We start from the raw sequence: 17,873 nt of genomic DNA on the forward strand, positions 1-17,873 counted from the left end.
TGTTAATTGCGCATATAGAGATTGTGAATTACAAATATGAAATTATGCCGAGAGTGAATTAACCCGCTCAAAAAGGTATTGCTTAAAACTGTTACAACGCTCTGGCATGGGTGCGCGGGGTCGGTAATAGAGGTCAATATCAAATGTCGCGCATTGATAAGTGGGTAATATGTGCAGTAATTCCCCACTCTTTAATTTTTGATTAACCAGTGAATGCGGCAAATATGCAATTCCCGCATGTCCCAGCGCTAGATCAAGCAACATCTCACTATTATCACACTCCAAGGTATCGCGAATAATGACAATCTCTTGCTTACCGTTTATTTCAAAGCTCCAACGATTTCCACCCAATAACGTTTGTGCATAGAGACAACGATGCTCGCTTAGTTGATTAGGGTTCTCTGGCATACCATGCTCTGCTAAATAGTTGGGGGAAGCACAAAGGTACAATGGTTCTTGTAATAGTCGACGTCTAACAAGCAAAGAGTCCGGTTTTGGTTGGTCTTCGAAACTACCACTGGCGCGAAATGCAAAATCAATCAACAGAGGGTCAAATTCGCCCGCTTCAATAAATATACGGAAATTCACTTTGGGGTACATTTCCATATACTCAGCGACGATTTTGGTGAGATATTGGCGAGCAAACAGCGGTGTTGAAGAAAGGCGGATCTCCCCTTGCTGTTTTTCCGCTAGATTTTGTACTTCTTCACACAAATTATTGATATCAGGTAAAAGCGGCGAGAATTGGTCATAAAGTAATTGCCCAGCTTGTGTCGCCACCAGCTGCCGTGTACTTCGCTTCACTAACTCGACCGACAGGACATCTTCTAGCTCTTTAACCCAACGGCTACCTGCTGCGGGTGAAATACCTTGCTGAATTGCCGCTTCGCGAAAAGAGCCAGTTTGAATGACCGCACAAAAAAAGACCATTTTATCCAGTATTGGCTGGCGACTAGAAAGTAAGCTGTATGACATTAGTTAACCAACCCTTTTTGTAGTGCTAGTTTTACCAGTGCCGCCGTCGATGTTGCCCCCAACTTTTTCTTAATTCGTAAGCGATGTGTTTCAACGGTACGGACGCTAATGTGTAATGTATCGGCGATATCTTTATTACCAGCACCATTAACGATGGCTTTTAATACATCAGACTCTCGCTTTGATAATGTGTCGTCGTCTACTTTTGGTTGCTCGGTAATCTGTTCGAGTAACCGATCAGAAGCTTGAGGGCAAAGATACGAACGACCTTCAGCAACCTGATTGATGGCCATCACTAACTCTTCAGAGCCAACATCCTTTAATACGTAGCCTTTAGCTCCCGCTTTGACTGAACGTATTACATAGTCTCGGCTATCATGCATTGATAGCATAATCACCGCAGTCTCTGAATGACTCTTCTCCAGCTTCTCAAGTACTTCAATACCATTAAGGTTTGGCATATTAATATCAAGCAACAAAACATCTGGTTTCAACGCTAGCGTACTTTCTAACGCTTCTGTTCCTGTTCCTACGCAAGCCAATATGTCGAGGTTGTCTTCCATCTCTAGACGTGATTTGAGACCATCTTGCATTAATCGGTGATCATCAGCGAGTACTAGTCTTATCATATAAACTCCATGTTCAAACTGACACGTACTTCAGTTCCTTCCCCGGGCTCACTGGTCACAGCAAATGTGCCACCAATCGCCTGAATCCGCTCTCTCATATTTTGCAGCCCCATTTTTTCCTGTACTGGCTGCTTTTTTTGAGATGATTTCTTTGTCTTATTCAGTATGCCTTCACCATCATCACTGATGGTTAATATCAATGTATGCCCTTCGCGTTGCAGTATTACGTCAACACCTTGGGCATTGGCATGTTTTTCAACGTTATGTAGTGATTCTTGCACCACTCGGTATAACGTGGTTTCAACTTCCGGTAGAAATGCTTCACCTTCGATATCATGTTCGAAAACCAGCTCTAACTGAGTTCGCTCTCGTAATCCATTAATATAGGACTCGATTGCGGCTGCTAACCCCAGATCATCAAGCTGAGGTGGTCGTAAATCTTGTGATATTCGACGTAACTCTATAATGGCTTGTTCCATGGCAGTCTTGCTCGCATCAAGTTCAAGCGTTTTCTTTTCACCGTTTTTCTCTTTGGTGACGTTATCCAGCCGGTATTTCGCTGCGACCAGCAATTGGTTCACGCCGTCGTGAAGCTCTCGTGATACTCGCTGTCGCTCGTTTTCTTGCGAATCAATAATTTGTTGGTTTAGTTCACTCAACTGCTGATTTGCCAAGCGTCGAACATTCAGGTTGAGTGACGCTCCAAGCCCTGCAATAACGGAAACCGCGATGAACATCAATCCAAATAATGCGGTACTGGTTTTACCAATATTTTGGTCAAAGCCTGATTGCATGTGGGAAACTTGTCGTTCAATGTCATCTAAATAGACTCCGGTACCAATCATCCATTGCCATTTATCAAGAGAAACGGCATAACTCAACTTTGGTAAAGGTTCTTTGGTGGAGGGTTTTTGCCAAAGATAATCAACAAAGCCGCCCCCTTCCCGGCTGACAGAGATCAGCTCTTGCAGTAATTTCTTTCCCTGCACATCTTCTACTTCCCACCAGTTTTTTCCTATTCTCTCTTTTTGGTATGGAAGCACTAGCGCATCACCCTCCCAAGTATATGCAAAGAAGTATCCATCTTGCCCATACGTGAGCTGGCTCAATTTTTGAGCAACGACTTGCTTGGCTATTTTGGGGCTTAAGGTCTCATCTAGGTAGTAAGGCTCTATGCTTTTGACTGCCATTTCTACGTACTGTTTTAATTCTTGCTTTTTTACCGCCAATACATTGTTGCGAGTCAATTCAACTTGATCGCTAAGCAGCTGTTTCGCTTGGCTAAATAAAATTCCAGCAACAATAACCACCACTATAATCAGCGGTACTATTGAGAGCAAAATGATATTAATTGTCAGCCTTCTGTTGCTAAGAAGCCCCATAGCCCATCCACCTTCGATACGTAGTAATACTGAACAATCGTCGAATAAACTGCACTTTCTACCTATACAAATTGCGCATTTATCCCAATAGAGCGCCGACGATCCCACCACTAGACTAAAGCTAAATGTAACATTGCATTAACACTAAATGCTACGCAATGTTCACATTTCTCGATATTTACAAGGATCCAACCGATACGGAGATATCCAATGAAACTGAAAAAAGTTGCCATCGCCTCTGCGCTTGCTTTTGCTGCCGGTCTATCTGTTACCGCTCAAGCGGCTGACAAAAAAATCTTGCTCAAAACACCTATTGCATTTGGTAGCCACCTACCCGCGTTAGGCACGCCGATCCAATGGTATGCAGACCACATCACGCAAACTTCGGGTGGTACGATCAAAATGAAGATCTACGAACCGGGTAAATTGGTCAATCCTGCCGAAATTCTTGACGCAGTTTCAACGGGTAAAGTTAACTCAGGTTACGCCACTGCGGGCTACTGGCAAGGCAAATTGCCTGCTTCTGCGTTGTTCTCTGCGGTTCCTTTTGGTCCCGAAGCTGGTGAATACATGGCGTGGCTATTTTTTGGCAACGGTTTGAAGCTGTATCAAGAAATGTATGACCAAGGCGGTTACAACGTAAAAGTGATCCCTTGCGCGATTATTTCTCCTGAAACATCAGGTTGGTTCCGTAAACCAATTGAAAAGCCAGAAGATCTTGAAGGATTAAACATGCGCTTCTTTGGTTTAGGGGCATCAGTCATGGAAAAACTGGGCGTGGGCACGGTACAACTTCCTGGTGGTGAAATTTTTGGCGCGCTTGAAAAAGGCGCGATTGACGCATCAGAATTCTCTCAGCCTGCAATCGATGAGCGTCTAGGCTTCCATAAAGTTGCAAAATACAACTACTTCCCAGGTTGGCATCAACAGTCAACGGTCTTTGAACTCTTAATCAATAAAGACACTTGGGGACAAATGAGCTCTGCGCAGCAATCTGCGGTAGAGACAACCTGTATGGCAACCATGACCTACTCCATCGCCGAAGGCGAAGCATTGCAATACTCGGCTATGGAAAAAGCAAAAGACAATGGAGTAGAAATCCGCTACTGGAATGAAGAAATGCTTACTCTGTTCGAAACAACTTGGATGGAAGTGGTTGAAGAGAAGAAAAATGCTGACCCATTCTTCAACAAAGTGTGGGATGACCTAAGCGAATTCCGCAACGGGTATGCTTTGTGGGAAGCGAACGCGTTCCTACCTCGCGCGACTCGAGAGCAGTAATCCTCTGTTAATTGGAATGACCGATACTCGTTATCGGTCATTAGCTGTAAGGAGTTACCAATGAGCAAGGTGCTATATTCCGCCTCACGTTCCCCATTCTATTTTCAAATAGATAAAGCAATTACCGCTGCTAGCAAAGTGCTCGCGTGGACAAACCTTGCGCTTGTCGCGGTAATTATTATTCAAGTTGTTCTACGAAAAGTGTTTTCTAATGGTCAAATTTCCTTAGAAGAACTTCAATGGCATTTATACGCTACTGCCGTAATGTTTGGTACAGCGTATGCACAAGTGACCAACTTACATGTTCGAGTTGATTTGTTTTATCACAAGTTCTCCGCAAGGAAAAAAGCCTTCGTCGACATTATCGGTTTGGTCTTTCTCGCAATACCCTTTGTTGTCATTGTGATTCTTCACTCTTACGACTTTGCGTATGAGTCATGGCGTGTCAATGAAAGTTCAGCCTCGCCATCCGGCCTTCCATATCGTTGGTTGATCAAGAGCGTAATCCCACTGAGTTTCAGTATGTTGTTGCTATCAATGCTGGCAACCATATTGCGAAATTTCCACACACTCATTAAAGGAGCACACCATGGAAGCAAATGAGTGGATTGTCATTGCCATGTTTGGCTCTTTTATTTTACTGCTGTTTACCGGTATACCTGTCGCGTACGTGCTTGGTGGTATTGGCGTCGTGTTCGCCGCAGTTGGCTATTTTGCTGATATCTATTTAGATACCTTTACTGGGCTTGATTACACCAGTTTAGGGCTAGTGGTGAACCGTATTTATAAGATCATGGATAACTGGATCTTAGTGGCACTGCCGATGTTTATCTTTATGGGCAATATGCTTGATAAATCAGGAATTGCCGAAAAGTTAATGACGTCAATGCAAGCTCTCTTCGGTAAAGTGCACGGCGGACTAGCCATTACAGTTATGGCGATTGGTATTATCCTTGCCGCCTCTACCGGTATTATCGGAGCATCAGTCGTATTGCTTACGGTCATGTCACTGCCAAGTATGATGAAACAAGGCTACCATTTACCTCTCGCCCTCGGTACCGTTGCGTCCGCAGGTACATTAGGTATTTTATTACCGCCTTCCATCATGCTTGTCATTATGGCTGACCAACTTGGCTTGTCAGTGGGTGATTTGTTCATGGGTGCGATATTCCCTGGGTTGCTACTGGGTAGTTTATACATCACCTATATTCTGATTGTCGGTAAGATGAACCCGCACAAAGCACCCATCCCTGAGAATGTGGAACCGGTAGACTGGAAATTAATCTTACAGGTATTTAAAGCCATTACCCCAACGGTCGTGCTGATATTCTGTGTATTAGGTTCTATTTTTGCTGGTGTCGCCACACCGACAGAAGCGTCAGGTATTGGGGCTATGGGGGCAACAATGCTTGCCGCATACAACCGAAAGCTCAACTTGAAAGTGCTTAAAGAAGTATTGCTCTCTTCCTATGGCACCACCGCTTATATCTTTATGATTTTCTTAGGAGCATCATGCTTTGCTTTGGTTCTTCGTGAGCTCGGTGGCGACGAACTGATCGAGTCTTTCCTTAGTGGCTTACCATTTGGTCCTTATGGAATCATAGCCTTTATCTTGTTGATTGTTTTTCTACTCGGTTTCTTCCTTGATTGGATCGAAATTACTTTGATCGCTTTGCCACTGCTGGCACCTGTGATTGCCAGCTTGGGCATTGAGCTTGATGGTCATGGGGTGGTCGATAACCCAAGCTTAGTCTGGTTCGTTATGTTGGTTGCAATGGCGTTGCAGACCAGCTTCTTAACGCCACCAGTTGGCTTTGCGTTATTCTATCTTAAAGGGGTTTGTCCTGAAGGCGTTGCTCTGAAAGATATCTATCGTGGGGTTATACCATTTATCTTTATCCAGTTAATTGCCCTAGCGGCCTTGGTTATGTGGCCGCAACTGGTTCTGTGGTTCCCAAGCGTCGCCTACGGATAAAAGAAATGTGCCAAGAAGGATATGTTTAAGTAGAGCCTCAATTTTAGGCAAACGTGAGTGCTGTTAAACACCAAAAAGGAGCGATTAGGCTCCTTTTTTCTTACTCGCGCGGTTTTGCTTTCACTCGCCTTGATAGCTAATGCGAAACATAAGCTAGCGTGAAAGCGCATGAAGGTTTATCTTATTTCTATCAATGTCATTGTTAGGCTAATAAACAGATGATTAATCGCGACATATTAATCCGAAATGGATGTCGAGCTTGCTTGTTGTCGATCATAATCGTACTAAGTGGATGCAGTAGCCATCCGTCAAATTCGAATCTGGCGAAACGACCACTGACGGCACTCGAACAAGATCAAAGAGACGCTTTTCTTGGCTTTTATCAAAAATGGCAAGGTGTACCCTATCGTCTTGGTGGCATGTCATTCAATGGTATTGACTGTTCAGCGCTAGTGAAATTAGCCTATCAAGAAGCCGCTACGGTCAATTTGCCCAGAACCACAGCGCTACAAGCGAATATAGGAACTGAAGTGGATTATGACGCTGCGAATGTTGGCGATCTGCTTTTTTTTAAAACCTCACTGAGAACTCGCCACGTGGGAATTTATTTAGGTAATAAGCAGTTTATGCACGCATCAACGTCAAAAGGTGTGATGATTTCGCGAATTGACAACCCATATTGGGCTGATGTTTTTTGGCAAGTCAGGCGAGTCGACGCTCGCCTGTAAACACAGCAAGTAGGGATGTCGACAAATTAGTCGTACTTCGCAACCGCGGTATCAAATAGATTTTTGACTAGCGCAATGTATTCGTCAAGAAACGCGATTTGCTCGTTAGTTGCAGGTCGAGTCCAAACACCCGCCAAAACTTCTCCCAAATCCGCGACAACGGAATCCGCTTCTTTAAGCAGTTTAAAACGAACACTAGAATGCATTTCAGGGTTCTGTTCAAATATCGCCATGATGTTAGACGCAACCATATCGGTTACCACATCTTCGATACTTTCCTCGCCTGTATCGCCATCCTCTGTAGAAAATACATCGAGATTGGATGCAAGGTACTCAATTAACGCTAAGTACCCCTCTGTCTCAACAACCATTTTCTCTCCAAATTAAAAATGTTAACAACTGCTTCTATACTAAAGTATTAGAGTTACGATTAACAATCCGTTGTACTGATGAGTCGCAATTATTGTTGTATATCCGACAGTTTCAGCGATTTTCCCTCCGTAGAGCTCAAAATAGAGTTGATATTATCTAATCGCCGCTTTCAAGGGCTACTATCGCGGTATGAATCCAACAGGTTGAATATTGATTAAACCGCCTCGATAAGAAAGTTCGAAACACTGCCTCATTGACGCTGTCTCACTCATCGCTCCAGCGTCAAATAACAATGTATTAAGTGAAGCTTTCAACAAAGACACTGTTCACAAAATCACCTTTTTAATACAGCAATTAGCTCAAATGATTGAATTCTTTGCTGTGTGATTCGGAATTGCGCGTTTCTATCTCCTACAATGTGTACATACTTCGACTAAGTTAGGGGTTGATTATGTGGCAAGCCATTTCTGAACAATTGTCAGAAACATTAATGTTCTCTTTCGTTATTCAAGAAAAAACTAAACTCACGGGCGGCGATATTAGCGAAAGCTATATGATTGGTGACGGTGAGCAGCGCTACTTTGTAAAAGTAAATAGCAGGCACTTTCTACCCAATTTTGAAATTGAAGCGGAAAACATTCGCAGCCTAAGAGAAACACGAACCGTGTTTGTGCCCGAACTGGTCGATATTGGTCATTCAAAGCATAACTCTTTTCTCATCCTCAACTACCTATCAACAAAACCATTAGAAAGTGCTGATTCCAGTTATACTTTTGGCCGACAACTGGCTGAGTTACATCTCTGGGGAGAGCAAAAGGAATTTGGTTTCGACCAAGACAATTACATCGGGAACACCATTCAGCCTAATCAATGGGATAGGAAGTGGGCACGCTTTTTTGCTGAACAAAGAATTGGCTGGCAATTGCAGCTTATCAAAGAAAAAGGTGTAACCCTGGTCGACATACCCGACTTTATTGGATTGATTCGAGATCTATTGTCGAATCATCAACCTCGCCCTTCGCTATTACACGGCGATCTTTGGCATGGTAACGTAGCGAATTCCGCCTTTGGACCTATTTGTTTTGACCCTTCCTGCTATTGGGGAGATCGCGAATGTGATATTGCCATGACCGAACTATTTGGTGGATTCCAACCCGAATTCTATCAAGGCTATAAAAGCATTGCGCCGTTAGAGGTAGGTTACAGTGAACGAAAACACATCTATAACCTCTACCACGTTTTAAACCACTATAATTTATTTGGTGGGCACTATTTGGATGAAGCTCAACAATTGATAGAGCGAATACAAGCTTATTAGCCGAAGCTATTATTTAACTTAATTTACAAAGAGTTATACATATATAGCAACAGAGAAATTGTGTGTAAATTGATTGAGCTTGGCAAATTTTCGAGATCTTCATTCAAAATTTTTGCCCCCAGTCAAACTTTGTACTTAATTCACAACCATTACTAACTTACACGCATAACATTTACATAGAGCAAGATTGAAGTGACGTAATTTGGTTGTCACAGAAGTAAACTACGAGGTAAGTCTATGCGCAATTTCAAAGATAAAATGGTCTCCTGTCCACATTGTGGTCACTCCATCGGCATTACCCTCGACGCATCAAATGGTAATCAGGAGTTTTATGATGATTGCCCGGCTTGCTGCAACGCCATTCACTTTAATATGGTGGTTAACGAGCAGATGGACTCCATCGAGTTGACTATCGACGCAGACGATGAACAAATTTTCTAAACTCGTTTATCGAAGCAGGTGAAAAAGAGGACTAAAAAGAGCGCTTAGCGCTCTTTTTATCATTATAAAGCCGTCAGTTAAGCTAACAATTTAGCTGCAAGCACTCGTTCAACAGTATCGACAATCGCTTGAGTCTGAGGATCGAACTCAACGTTAATCAAGTCACCTTCCTCTCGATGTCCAAACAGTGTTCTTTGTAAGGTTTCAGGAATCAAATGGACATTGAAGCGATTGTCCTGCACTTCACCAATGGTCAATGAACAGCCATCAAGACCAATGTACCCTTTCGCGAGCACATACTTCATGGATTCTGCGGGTAGTTCAAACCAAATTGTACGGTTATTTTCAGTGCATAGAACTTGCTTGATGGTAGCTGTCACAGAAATGTGACCAGACATACTATGCCCACCAATTTCATCACCAAATTTCGCTGCCCGCTCTACGTTGACCAAATCGCCGACGTTTACTTCACCTAAATTGGTTAGCTTTAACGTCTCTTGCATCAAATCAAAGCTCACTTGGTGACCTTCAATTTTTGTCACCGTTAAACAACAACCGTTATGGGCAACCGAAGCACCGATCGCGATGTTCTCACCAAGTTCTCCAGTCAGTTCAATTGTATGTGTTTGAAAGTTCTGTTTCTTATCGATAGCAACGACTTTCGCCATGCCAGCAACAATGCCTGTAAACATCGTATCTGCCTCTAATTTCTTTGTTATTCATTAAACTAACTTAAAACAAAAGACGATTCGAATAGTTTCTGTATAATGCGCTGGCTCTCAAAGCACCACATTTAAGATTACGCTGTTCTTTACCCCCCTTTTGGAGTTTTTCCGTGCATCGTTATAAACAAGAAGCCAATACGCTGATCAAACTCGCAACCCCTGTACTTATTGCCTCTGTTGCACAAACTGGGATGAGTTTTGTTGACACTGTAATGGCTGGTGGTGTTAGCGCGACCGATATGGCAGCGGTCTCCATCGCTTCAAGCATCTGGCTACCTTCCATTCTCTTCGGTGTTGGACTATTGATGGCGTTAGTGCCAGTTGTCGCACAACTCAATGGTTCGGCTCGATATACAAAAATTCCATTTGAAGTGCAGCAAGGCATCTATATGGCGCTGTTGATCTCTATTCCAATCATTGGGGTTCTGTTTCAAACACAATTCATATTGCAGTTGATGGATATCGAAACGACAATGGCAAGTAAGACTATCGGCTATATGAATGCCGTTATGTTTGCTGTACCTGCCTATCTATTATTTCAAGCCTTACGTTGCTTTACTGACGGTCTATCTCTGACTAAACCGGCGATGTTTATCGGCTTTGTTGGTCTACTGTTCAATATTCCACTTAACTGGATCTTTGTTTACGGTAAGTTCGGTGCGCCAGCGTTAGGCGGTGTTGGTTGTGGTATTGCAACAGCCATCGTTTATTGGCTAATGCTCAGTCTGATGTTGCTGTATGTACTCACGGCTAAACGCGTTGCTTATATCAAGTTATTTGAAGTCTTCCACAAACCTGATTTTTCAGCTCAGATTCGGCTCTTTAAATTGGGCTTTCCGGTCGCTGCAGCATTGTTTTTCGAAGTCACTCTATTTGCCGTGGTAGCCCTTCTGATCGCTCCTCTAGGTCCAATGGTTGTTGCTGCACACCAAGTCGCAATTAACTTCTCATCTTTAGTCTTTATGTTGCCAATGAGTATTGGCGTAGCGACCAGTATCCGTGTCGGATATCGCTTGGGTGAGAATGACGTTGATAAAGCCAAAGTGGCTTCTCATGTGGGTTTGCTAGTGGCGTTTGGCATGGCATTATTCACTGCCTCTTTCACGATTATCATGCGTGATCATATCGCACTGCTTTATACCAACAACCCTGAAGTTATCGCAATTGCGTTACAGTTGTTGATGCTAGCAGCTATCTACCAATGTACTGATGCGATTCAAGTGGTAGCGGCGGCCGCACTTCGTGGATACAAAGATATGGCGGCGATTTTTAAGCGAACCTTCATTGCATATTGGGTGATTGGCTTACCAAGCGGATACATTCTTGGTATGACTGACTGGATCGTGGAGCCACTAGGCGTTCATGGTTTTTGGTACGGGTTCCTAACGGGTCTATCCTCTGCAGCACTGATGTTGGGCATACGCTTACATTGGATGCATAAGCAGCCTGAGGAGTTTCAGTTAAGTTCTTTGGAAAGATAACCCTCAGCTTAGCTCAAGTTAAGTCAAATTAGGTCAGCAATGCTGACCTTTTTTATTGCGTTAATACTGCCTATTAATCATAGCTGCGCTCTACTCCACGCGAGTTCGCACATAACGAGCAAATTTCGGCAAGTCTCTACTTGTAAAACCATTATGACGAAAGGTAATGGTTGCTCCAATGAGTGGCGGTTGCTTCCGCTGTTGATCGGTAAAACCACTGCCAATGTAGAACTGTTTTCCACCCCGCCATTCCACCAAGACTGCTCCCAACATCCCTTTATATTTGCCTGTCCCGACTTTGTATCCAATCACCACGGCTTCATCATCTTGATGATGCTTTAATTTGAGTAAATCAGAACTACGCCCAGCTTGGTAATGGCTTGAGATTCTTCGCAGCATAATTCCCTCACCATTGGAATTATCCACACTATCTAGATAGCCAAACAGCTCCTGTTCAGATTGAATCACACTATGTTCAATATACTGAATATGGGCTTGCTGTATTTGCTCAACGAGATAAATCAAATTGTAATAGCGTTTAGAATAGTCACCAGCGGCATGAGGCAAATCGAACAGCATAAAACGGATCTTTCGCCAAGCTTCATCAACGGGGTTATGGTCTAAAACTGTTTGCTGCACGACATGAAAGTTCCCGCGCCCTGCCCAAAGCTCACCCTCAACAGGGTATTCAGGCAAGTCCGCACTAAACCATTTCGGCACATGAATATGCCGACCATTTCGAGTTTTGAGTTGTTTTCCATCCCAAACAGCGCGAATTCCGTCTAACTTTTCACTTTGCCAATACTCTGCAACATTGATGCCCTGGTGATAGCTGTGAGCTAATACAACAGGAATAACATCGTGCTGGTTGTCTTGTATATCACCATTGGCATGTAAGGCAATCAACAAGCTACTGGCTAATACCGTCAATTTAAACTGCAAAACTTGCTCCTAAATCTAACAATCATCCCAGATGAAGATCTAAGTTATCGCAAGTAGAATGAGACAGAGTATGAATCTAACCTCGAGTCACTCTCAAAAAACCTTGTTTTTCAAATCACGTTGATAACATGATGCGTTTTATTTCGTCACCACCACTATTCACACAACTAACTGAAAAAATTGATCTATTCTTTAATATAGACAAAATCATAATTTCAGCACTGGCGTAATTTGTTACTTTTACTTTAACAAGTTTGATGTAATGATTAACACGTACGCCGCTAGATTAAGGGATTAATGCTCATGATTGACCTTGTAGATGAAGAGACCATCCAGCAGATGATTGAAGATACATCCGCAGAAGTGATGCCCATGCTAATTGATGAATACATCGAAGAAACTCAGCAGCGCGTGCAAAATATTAAACATGCGTTTTCTCAGCAAGATTATGAAGTCCTTGAATTTGAGAGCCATGCGCTTAGCAGTTCAGCATTGGCACTGGGAAATCGTGCACTTTCTTTGCTCGCTCGGAAAATCGAACATCTGTGTCTCGATGCCAAGCAAGAGGCTGCGTTAAGCTATCACGAAGAATTTGTCCTCTTAGCTAGCTCATCGCTTGAAGCCATCATCAACCGAAAATCACAAGGATTTTAGCACTATCACGGTTCTATTTGCTCATCATTTAAAGCAATAGCGAAGCATCGTTGCACAATTTCAGCAACAGAACAGACAACAACGTATTAGTTGCATTATAAAAAAAAGCATACAACGTCACTCGTAGGGAGAACATCAATGAAAGCCAAAGTACTTTTGATAGAAGACTCCAAATCACTGGCTACGCTCTATAAACAATATGTTAAAGATGAACCCTATGATTTTTATCACGTTGAGACGGGTGAAGAAGCGATGAGGTTCATCGAGCGCGAAACTCCCCAACTCATTATTCTTGACTTGAAGCTTCCCGACTTGCCAGGTGAGCAAATTCTAGACTGGCTGGTAGAGCATCAGATTCCCTCTTCCGTTATCGTTGCAACGGCGCACGGTTCAATCGATGTTGCTGTAAGCCTGTTGCAAAAAGGGGCGAAAGATTTTCTTGAGAAACCAATAAAAGCGGGACGTTTAAAAACGTCTATCAACCTGCATTTGCAACGTACAAAGCTCGAAAACCTTGTTGAAGATATTGAACAAAAATTCGACCGAAACCGATTCCATGGCTTTATTGGTAGCAGCCTCCCCATGCAAGGAGTGTACAAAATCATTGATTCCGTTGCCCCCACGTCAGCCAGTGTGTTCATTATCGGTGAAAGTGGCACAGGGAAAGAGGTGTGCGCAGAAGCGATTCACAAAGAAAGCAAACGCCATGACAAGCCTTTCATTGCAATTAACTGCGGCGCTATTCCAAAAGACCTGATGGAAAGTGAAATATTTGGTCATGTAAAAGGGGCATTTACTGGCGCAACCGCCGACAGAAAAGGAGCCGCAACCCTCGCAAACGGTGGGACATTATTCTTAGATGAGTTATGCGAAATGGAACTAGAAATGCAGAAAAAGCTTCTGCGTTTTCTACAAACCGGGACATTTTCGCCATTGGGCGCAAGCTCAGAACACAAAGTCGATGTTCGAATAATTTGTGCAACAAACCGCGATCCATTACAAGAAGTGGAAGAAGGTCGCTTTAGGGAAGACTTGTACTATCGTGTCCATGTAGTACCCGTTGAAATGCCACCACTGAGAGAACGCGGGAGTGACATTGTCACGCTAGCTAAGCACTTTTTGCTTCAGTATGCCAAAGAAGATGGTAAACAGTTTACTTCCATCAGCCATGATGCTGAATCAGCGCTGAAAAGCTATAAATGGCCTGGTAATGTTCGACAACTTCAAAACATCATACGCAACATTGTCGTACTTAATGATGAGCGAAAACTGTCACTGATTCATTTGCCCAATCAATTTAAATCAAAAGACAATACCGCTGGACAGATAAAGCAGCACAGCAACCTTGTACCATCTCAATCGAAAGAAGTTGAATCGTTAGGCACGCCATCATCACCTTCTCTACCCGCTCAAAATGAGATCAAACCTATGTGGCAAGTGGAACGAGAAGTCATCCAACAAGCGATTGAGTACTGTGACGGCAATGTACTTAATGCAGCGGTGTTACTTGAATTAAGCGCATCGACAGTTTACCGGAAGAAACAAGCATGGGAAGCCAGCAGCGACACCAATGATGATTACGTACTCAAGTAAGCTCTGTGCTGACTTTTTGCACTAATACCTTGCGCAGAAACTTAAGCACAAACTTATGCAAAATAAGTCTCAAAATGAAAATTACGTTATTTTTAGTAAGACTAAAAAGATAACCACCTGTTAAATAACAATTATTTTTTTGGCACGCATTATGAAAGTAGAGCTTTATCAGTTGCTAGATGGAGCTCTACATGCCAAATCAAACAATCAACGACATCGCATGCTATTTCGCTATTCACTCCCTATTATTCAAAAATACACTATTAGCATTCTTATCAATGAATCACTCTCTCATCATTGAGAGGATGGATAAAAAGAGCGGCGCTCACCATTACAACTTTTTAAAACTCCCCCACACTATCAATGCGTCTTCATCCTTAGTAAAAGGAGGCCGTTATGCGTGATATGATCATTATTGGTAGCCACAATGACAATTATTCCACTAGCTCTCAGCATTTAATTAAATGCTTGCGCAATATTGGGCGTGTTATATGGGTTGATATTCAACATCAAACAAAGACTCCCTACTCTGCCTCCAATCAAGTTTCGCTGGACGCCCCTGTTCAACACCGCTTGAATACCGCCCAGCGTCGGCATATTTTCCTGCAAGTGAACCAAGTTCCTTACATTCATTCGCCTAGAGACCGTCAAGATGCCATACAACGTATTTTGAATGTACTGAAACCGGTATTGAAAACACAGCAGATCTCAGCACCGATCATTTGGACTTCTGAACTGTACATTGCCGATCTCCAACCTCACCTTACTGGCTCGTCATTGGTTTATTATTGTGATGATGAATCTGACGCTCGTTCTCAACTAGCGTTTGAACAAGAGCAGACCATGGTTCGCAATGCCAACGTCATTTTTGGTTCAAACGACATTATCTGCTCTCGTTTCCCGCGCAATAAAACACTTTTATTGCCGCAAGCCGTAGACACAGAGCTTTTTTGCAAACCCGCTCTCATTGCATCTGACATGCCTAAACAAGATAAGCCTATCGCTGGTTTTTATGGCGATTTAGATAGCAAGATTGACTATCAGTTGTTGTTTTACACTGCGCTTAACTTACCAACTTGGAATTTCGTTTTTTTAGGTAAAAACACGTTTTCAAATTACCCACTACCAAAGCTAAATAACATCCATTACCTTGGACCTAAGCCTCATTATGAACTGCCGAGATACAGCCAACACTGGCAAGTCAGCTTATTGCCATACAAAAAAGATGCGATTATTCCTCGAAGAGTAGCAACGACGTTACTAGAGTACTTAGCTGTAGGTGCCCCTATAGTGACGACTTCAGCATCTTGTGTCAGTTCGTATAATAAATATATTAATGTCGTAGAAAGCGCTCATGAGATGAGTGAGGCATTAAAGCTAGCTATTTATGAACAAAGAACGCCCAGTGATCTGGTGATAAGTGAAAGTTGGCAAGTAAGAAGCCAGTTTGTTAGTCGTATTCTTGATAGCCTTTAAAAACGCGAATGTGAGTAAAGCCTCGTTTTGATACGCGAATAGAATAAAATTCAAGCAAACAGCGCACAACAGCGGCAAACGATTCAAAAACCACGAAATTACTCTTGCACCCTCAAACAACAGTGGGTAATATCCATCTCGTTCTCAAGGTATGGGTCCGTAGCTCAGTTGGTTAGAGTACTACCTTGACATGGTAGGGGTCACCAGTTCGAATCTGGTCGGACCCACCATCCCTGAAACGCATAGCTATTCAATTAGCGATGCAGAGAACAATCTGGATCCGTAGCTCAGTTGGTTAGAGTACCGCCTTGACATGGCGGGGGTCGGCGATTCGAGTTCGCCCGGATCCACCATATTCGTTCTTATGAACAAACACAAAGCCCGCTTTATGCGGGCTTTGTTGTATCTAGACGTTTTACTTTTGTACTGTCGCCCTTTATCTCAATCCATTCTTACATGCGCTGTTTTCACTTCCTCGCTCATTCTTTTACCTTATATTTTTGATTCTCAATTTGAGAAACTGCATTTAAGCCCTAACAATTACAACAATCCACCTCCCTATCTTATTGTAATTAAACAAATTATCACTTTGGCACGTTCTGTGTATGAATGATTGTGATTACTGAGGAGGATGGTTATGGAACTACATAAAATCGAAACCAATGGCACAACATTAAAGCTGGTTATTAATGGCAATTTGGATGCAGATGGTAGCCGAAGCGCTCAACCTCAAATAGACGATATAATTGCAAATCAAAGCCATAATGAAGTGGAAGTCGACTTTAGTAACGTCCGATTTCTTGATCCTTCGGGTGTTGGTGCACTAGTGTATTTATATAAGAGACTAGTTGAAAAGCAACGCAGCATGCGAATTGAACATGTCACTGGGCAACCTCTTGAAATCATCTGCCTTCTGCGTATAGATAAAGCGATTCCAGTGAACTCTTATTAATACTAATAATAAAGGATCGTCGGCATGGTTGGAGCACACAAGGAACAGGCTCTCACGAGCGAAACAAATACACGGAACGATCGAATACCATCGATTAAGTTGAGTACTTTGCATTTAATATGCTTGTTATTGTTTGCTTCAACTTTGTTCGGCTGTACTAGTTACCCACCCGAGAGTCGTGGCGGATTAGCAGAACAACATATAGATAATAGCTTCACCCCCGTTATGCCTGACGAGCCGCTTGGTCCTGAGCATGGTCTGCGATTCGACTGGCAGTTAACCAAACTTCATCTTGATTCGTTAATCCGTGAAGGCGCTCGTTGGTGCTTCCCTGCAGCCGTCGTACAAGCGCTTGAAAAGCAAAACCGTATCGCTCGCGAACTTGAAGGTGGCTTGTTACTTGATGCTGCCAATGACTTAGTTATTCAACGCAAGCGCTTAGGTGAGCTAGAACGCCAGCTAGACTATGTCACTTCGCAAGCAAACTGTGTCCCTCCTCTTAACGAAAACACTTTCCGACAACAGCTTGCGGTCATTGATCAGCTGTTTGATTTGCTCAATATCGACAACCAGTTTGCTTTCAACTCGACAGAAGTGAACCCTAAGTACATGGGTCACCTTGCTCGCGCGGCGAATATTCTACGCGAAGAGCCTAGCCTCAATTTATCAGTTACGGGACATGCCGACGCCAACGGAGGTGAGCAATACAATAAAAAGCTGGCGATGGACCGAGCTAAGCAAGTCAAACGCTACTTAATCATTTTTGGATTAGAACCAAACCGAATAGCCACTCAATCTCTTGGAGATACATTACCGCTATACGAAGGTGTTAGCGAAGGCACAAGATTGACCAATCGCCGAGTCAGTATTGAAGTCATTGCCACTCAAGAACTAGGAGAGCAAAACCGCCAAGGAGGCTACCATGCGTATGATTAATCGTTGGTTACTT

At 43.1% G+C, this 17,873-nt stretch carries 18 protein-coding genes and 2 tRNA genes; 14 read left to right on the plus strand and 6 right to left on the minus strand.

Going from position 1 to position 17,873, the window contains the following annotated elements; genetic code table 11:
* Positions 1-42 precede the first annotated feature (42 nt).
* From H2O73_RS14245 to H2O73_RS14255, 3 genes are read right to left on the minus strand one after another with little or no spacing between them, the layout of a single operon-like run.
* A complete protein-coding gene (locus H2O73_RS14245) occupies positions 43-975 on the minus strand; it encodes a LysR family transcriptional regulator (protein ID WP_182109532.1) in 933 nt (310 codons plus the stop codon).
* Positions 975-1,604: a response regulator gene (locus H2O73_RS14250; protein ID WP_182109533.1), complete on the minus strand. Its 630-nt coding sequence runs from the start codon at positions 1,602-1,604 to the stop codon at positions 975-977. Before H2O73_RS14250 ends, H2O73_RS14245 begins: the two co-directional genes overlap by 1 nt.
* Positions 1,601-2,986 (minus strand): cache domain-containing protein, encoded by a 1,386-nt coding sequence (locus H2O73_RS14255; RefSeq protein ID WP_182109534.1) that lies wholly within the window; start codon positions 2,984-2,986, stop codon positions 1,601-1,603. Before H2O73_RS14255 ends, H2O73_RS14250 begins: the two co-directional genes overlap by 4 nt.
* A 210-nt stretch (positions 2,987-3,196) precedes the next feature.
* Here H2O73_RS14255 and H2O73_RS14260 point away from each other — a divergent pair, with 210 nt between their 5' ends.
* The 4 genes from H2O73_RS14260 (at position 3,197) to H2O73_RS14275 (ending at position 6,970) form a co-directional block, all read left to right on the plus strand.
* Positions 3,197-4,267 carry a TRAP transporter substrate-binding protein gene (locus H2O73_RS14260; RefSeq protein ID WP_182109535.1) on the plus strand — a complete coding sequence of 357 codons (1,071 nt, stop codon included), beginning with the start codon at positions 3,197-3,199 and terminating at the stop codon, positions 4,265-4,267.
* A gap of 60 nt (positions 4,268-4,327) precedes the next feature.
* A complete protein-coding gene (locus tag H2O73_RS14265; RefSeq protein WP_182109536.1) occupies positions 4,328-4,870 on the plus strand; it encodes a TRAP transporter small permease subunit in 543 nt (180 codons plus the stop codon).
* Positions 4,857-6,242: a TRAP transporter large permease gene (locus H2O73_RS14270; protein ID WP_182109537.1), complete on the plus strand. Its 1,386-nt coding sequence runs from the start codon at positions 4,857-4,859 to the stop codon at positions 6,240-6,242. Before H2O73_RS14265 ends, H2O73_RS14270 begins: the two co-directional genes overlap by 14 nt.
* Before the next feature lie 218 nt (positions 6,243-6,460).
* Positions 6,461-6,970 (plus strand): C40 family peptidase, encoded by a 510-nt coding sequence (locus tag H2O73_RS14275; protein ID WP_182109538.1) that lies wholly within the window; start codon positions 6,461-6,463, stop codon positions 6,968-6,970.
* A gap of 26 nt (positions 6,971-6,996) precedes the next feature.
* Here H2O73_RS14275 and H2O73_RS14280 read toward each other — a convergent pair whose 3' ends face one another.
* Entirely contained in the window at positions 6,997-7,341 is a 345-nt protein-coding gene (locus H2O73_RS14280) for a DUF3802 family protein (RefSeq protein ID WP_182109539.1), read from the minus strand.
* Positions 7,342-7,793: 452 nt separating this feature from the next.
* On the opposite strand from H2O73_RS14280, the gene H2O73_RS14285 reads away from it, so the two are divergent.
* Complete coding sequence (locus H2O73_RS14285; RefSeq protein ID WP_182109540.1) at positions 7,794-8,660, plus strand: fructosamine kinase family protein; 867 nt, start codon at positions 7,794-7,796, stop codon at positions 8,658-8,660.
* Positions 8,661-8,897: 237 nt separating this feature from the next.
* Entirely contained in the window at positions 8,898-9,101 is a 204-nt protein-coding gene (locus H2O73_RS14290; protein ID WP_182109541.1) for a CPXCG motif-containing cysteine-rich protein, read from the plus strand.
* Between the two features lie 77 nt (positions 9,102-9,178).
* Here H2O73_RS14290 and H2O73_RS14295 read toward each other — a convergent pair whose 3' ends face one another.
* Entirely contained in the window at positions 9,179-9,793 is a 615-nt protein-coding gene (locus tag H2O73_RS14295; RefSeq protein WP_182109542.1) for a riboflavin synthase subunit alpha, read from the minus strand.
* Between the two features lie 143 nt (positions 9,794-9,936).
* On the opposite strand from H2O73_RS14295, the gene H2O73_RS14300 reads away from it, so the two are divergent.
* Positions 9,937-11,307: an MATE family efflux transporter gene (locus H2O73_RS14300; RefSeq protein WP_182109543.1), complete on the plus strand. Its 1,371-nt coding sequence runs from the start codon at positions 9,937-9,939 to the stop codon at positions 11,305-11,307.
* A gap of 90 nt (positions 11,308-11,397) precedes the next feature.
* Here the strand turns inward: H2O73_RS14300 and H2O73_RS14305 are convergent, their stop codons facing one another.
* The gene (locus H2O73_RS14305) at positions 11,398-12,249 is read right to left on the minus strand and encodes a DNA ligase (RefSeq protein ID WP_182109544.1); all 852 of its coding nucleotides are present in this window, start codon (positions 12,247-12,249) and stop codon (positions 11,398-11,400) included.
* 303 nt (positions 12,250-12,552) lie between these two features.
* On the opposite strand from H2O73_RS14305, the gene H2O73_RS14310 reads away from it, so the two are divergent.
* From H2O73_RS14310 to H2O73_RS14340, 7 genes are all read left to right on the plus strand, one after another.
* Positions 12,553-12,903, plus strand: coding sequence for an Hpt domain-containing protein (locus tag H2O73_RS14310; protein ID WP_246335926.1), 351 nt, complete (start codon positions 12,553-12,555; stop codon positions 12,901-12,903).
* A 138-nt stretch (positions 12,904-13,041) separates the two neighbouring features.
* Positions 13,042-14,496: a sigma-54-dependent transcriptional regulator gene (locus H2O73_RS14315; protein ID WP_182109546.1), complete on the plus strand. Its 1,455-nt coding sequence runs from the start codon at positions 13,042-13,044 to the stop codon at positions 14,494-14,496.
* Between the two features lie 396 nt (positions 14,497-14,892).
* Positions 14,893-15,972 carry a glycosyltransferase family protein gene (locus H2O73_RS14320; RefSeq protein ID WP_182109547.1) on the plus strand — a complete coding sequence of 360 codons (1,080 nt, stop codon included), beginning with the start codon at positions 14,893-14,895 and terminating at the stop codon, positions 15,970-15,972.
* Between the two features lie 153 nt (positions 15,973-16,125).
* Positions 16,126-16,202, plus strand: a tRNA-Val gene (locus H2O73_RS14325).
* 46 nt (positions 16,203-16,248) lie between these two features.
* Positions 16,249-16,325, plus strand: a tRNA-Val gene (locus H2O73_RS14330).
* A gap of 284 nt (positions 16,326-16,609) precedes the next feature.
* The gene (locus H2O73_RS14335; RefSeq protein ID WP_182109548.1) at positions 16,610-16,924 is read left to right on the plus strand and encodes an STAS domain-containing protein; all 315 of its coding nucleotides are present in this window, start codon (positions 16,610-16,612) and stop codon (positions 16,922-16,924) included.
* A gap of 108 nt (positions 16,925-17,032) precedes the next feature.
* Entirely contained in the window at positions 17,033-17,860 is an 828-nt protein-coding gene (locus H2O73_RS14340) for an OmpA family protein (protein ID WP_246335928.1), read from the plus strand.
* Positions 17,861-17,873: the final 13 nt, after the last annotated feature.

Origin of the sequence: Vibrio marinisediminis (assembly GCF_014050145.1) — a bacterium.
GTDB lineage: Bacteria > Pseudomonadota > Gammaproteobacteria > Enterobacterales > Vibrionaceae > Vibrio > Vibrio marinisediminis.

What these genes read in the sequence shown, in the direction of transcription:
- H2O73_RS14245 (WP_182109532.1), bottom strand. Translation starts at nt 975, where the DNA reads ATGTCATACAGCTTACTTTCTAGTCGCCAGCCAATACTGGATAAAATG.
- H2O73_RS14250 (WP_182109533.1), bottom strand. Translation starts at nt 1,604, where the DNA reads ATGATAAGACTAGTACTCGCTGATGATCACCGATTAATGCAAGATGGT.
- H2O73_RS14255 (WP_182109534.1), bottom strand. Translation starts at nt 2,986, where the DNA reads ATGGGGCTTCTTAGCAACAGAAGGCTGACAATTAATATCATTTTGCTC.
- H2O73_RS14260 (WP_182109535.1), top strand. Translation starts at nt 3,197, where the DNA reads ATGAAACTGAAAAAAGTTGCCATCGCCTCTGCGCTTGCTTTTGCTGCC.
- H2O73_RS14265 (WP_182109536.1), top strand. Translation starts at nt 4,328, where the DNA reads ATGAGCAAGGTGCTATATTCCGCCTCACGTTCCCCATTCTATTTTCAA.
- H2O73_RS14270 (WP_182109537.1), top strand. Translation starts at nt 4,857, where the DNA reads ATGGAAGCAAATGAGTGGATTGTCATTGCCATGTTTGGCTCTTTTATT.
- H2O73_RS14275 (WP_182109538.1), top strand. Translation starts at nt 6,461, where the DNA reads ATGATTAATCGCGACATATTAATCCGAAATGGATGTCGAGCTTGCTTG.
- H2O73_RS14280 (WP_182109539.1), bottom strand. Translation starts at nt 7,341, where the DNA reads ATGGTTGTTGAGACAGAGGGGTACTTAGCGTTAATTGAGTACCTTGCA.
- H2O73_RS14285 (WP_182109540.1), top strand. Translation starts at nt 7,794, where the DNA reads ATGTGGCAAGCCATTTCTGAACAATTGTCAGAAACATTAATGTTCTCT.
- H2O73_RS14290 (WP_182109541.1), top strand. Translation starts at nt 8,898, where the DNA reads ATGCGCAATTTCAAAGATAAAATGGTCTCCTGTCCACATTGTGGTCAC.
- H2O73_RS14295 (WP_182109542.1), bottom strand. Translation starts at nt 9,793, where the DNA reads ATGTTTACAGGCATTGTTGCTGGCATGGCGAAAGTCGTTGCTATCGAT.
- H2O73_RS14310 (WP_246335926.1), top strand. Translation starts at nt 12,553, where the DNA reads ATGATTGACCTTGTAGATGAAGAGACCATCCAGCAGATGATTGAAGAT.
- H2O73_RS14315 (WP_182109546.1), top strand. Translation starts at nt 13,042, where the DNA reads ATGAAAGCCAAAGTACTTTTGATAGAAGACTCCAAATCACTGGCTACG.
- H2O73_RS14320 (WP_182109547.1), top strand. Translation starts at nt 14,893, where the DNA reads ATGCGTGATATGATCATTATTGGTAGCCACAATGACAATTATTCCACT.
- H2O73_RS14335 (WP_182109548.1), top strand. Translation starts at nt 16,610, where the DNA reads ATGGAACTACATAAAATCGAAACCAATGGCACAACATTAAAGCTGGTT.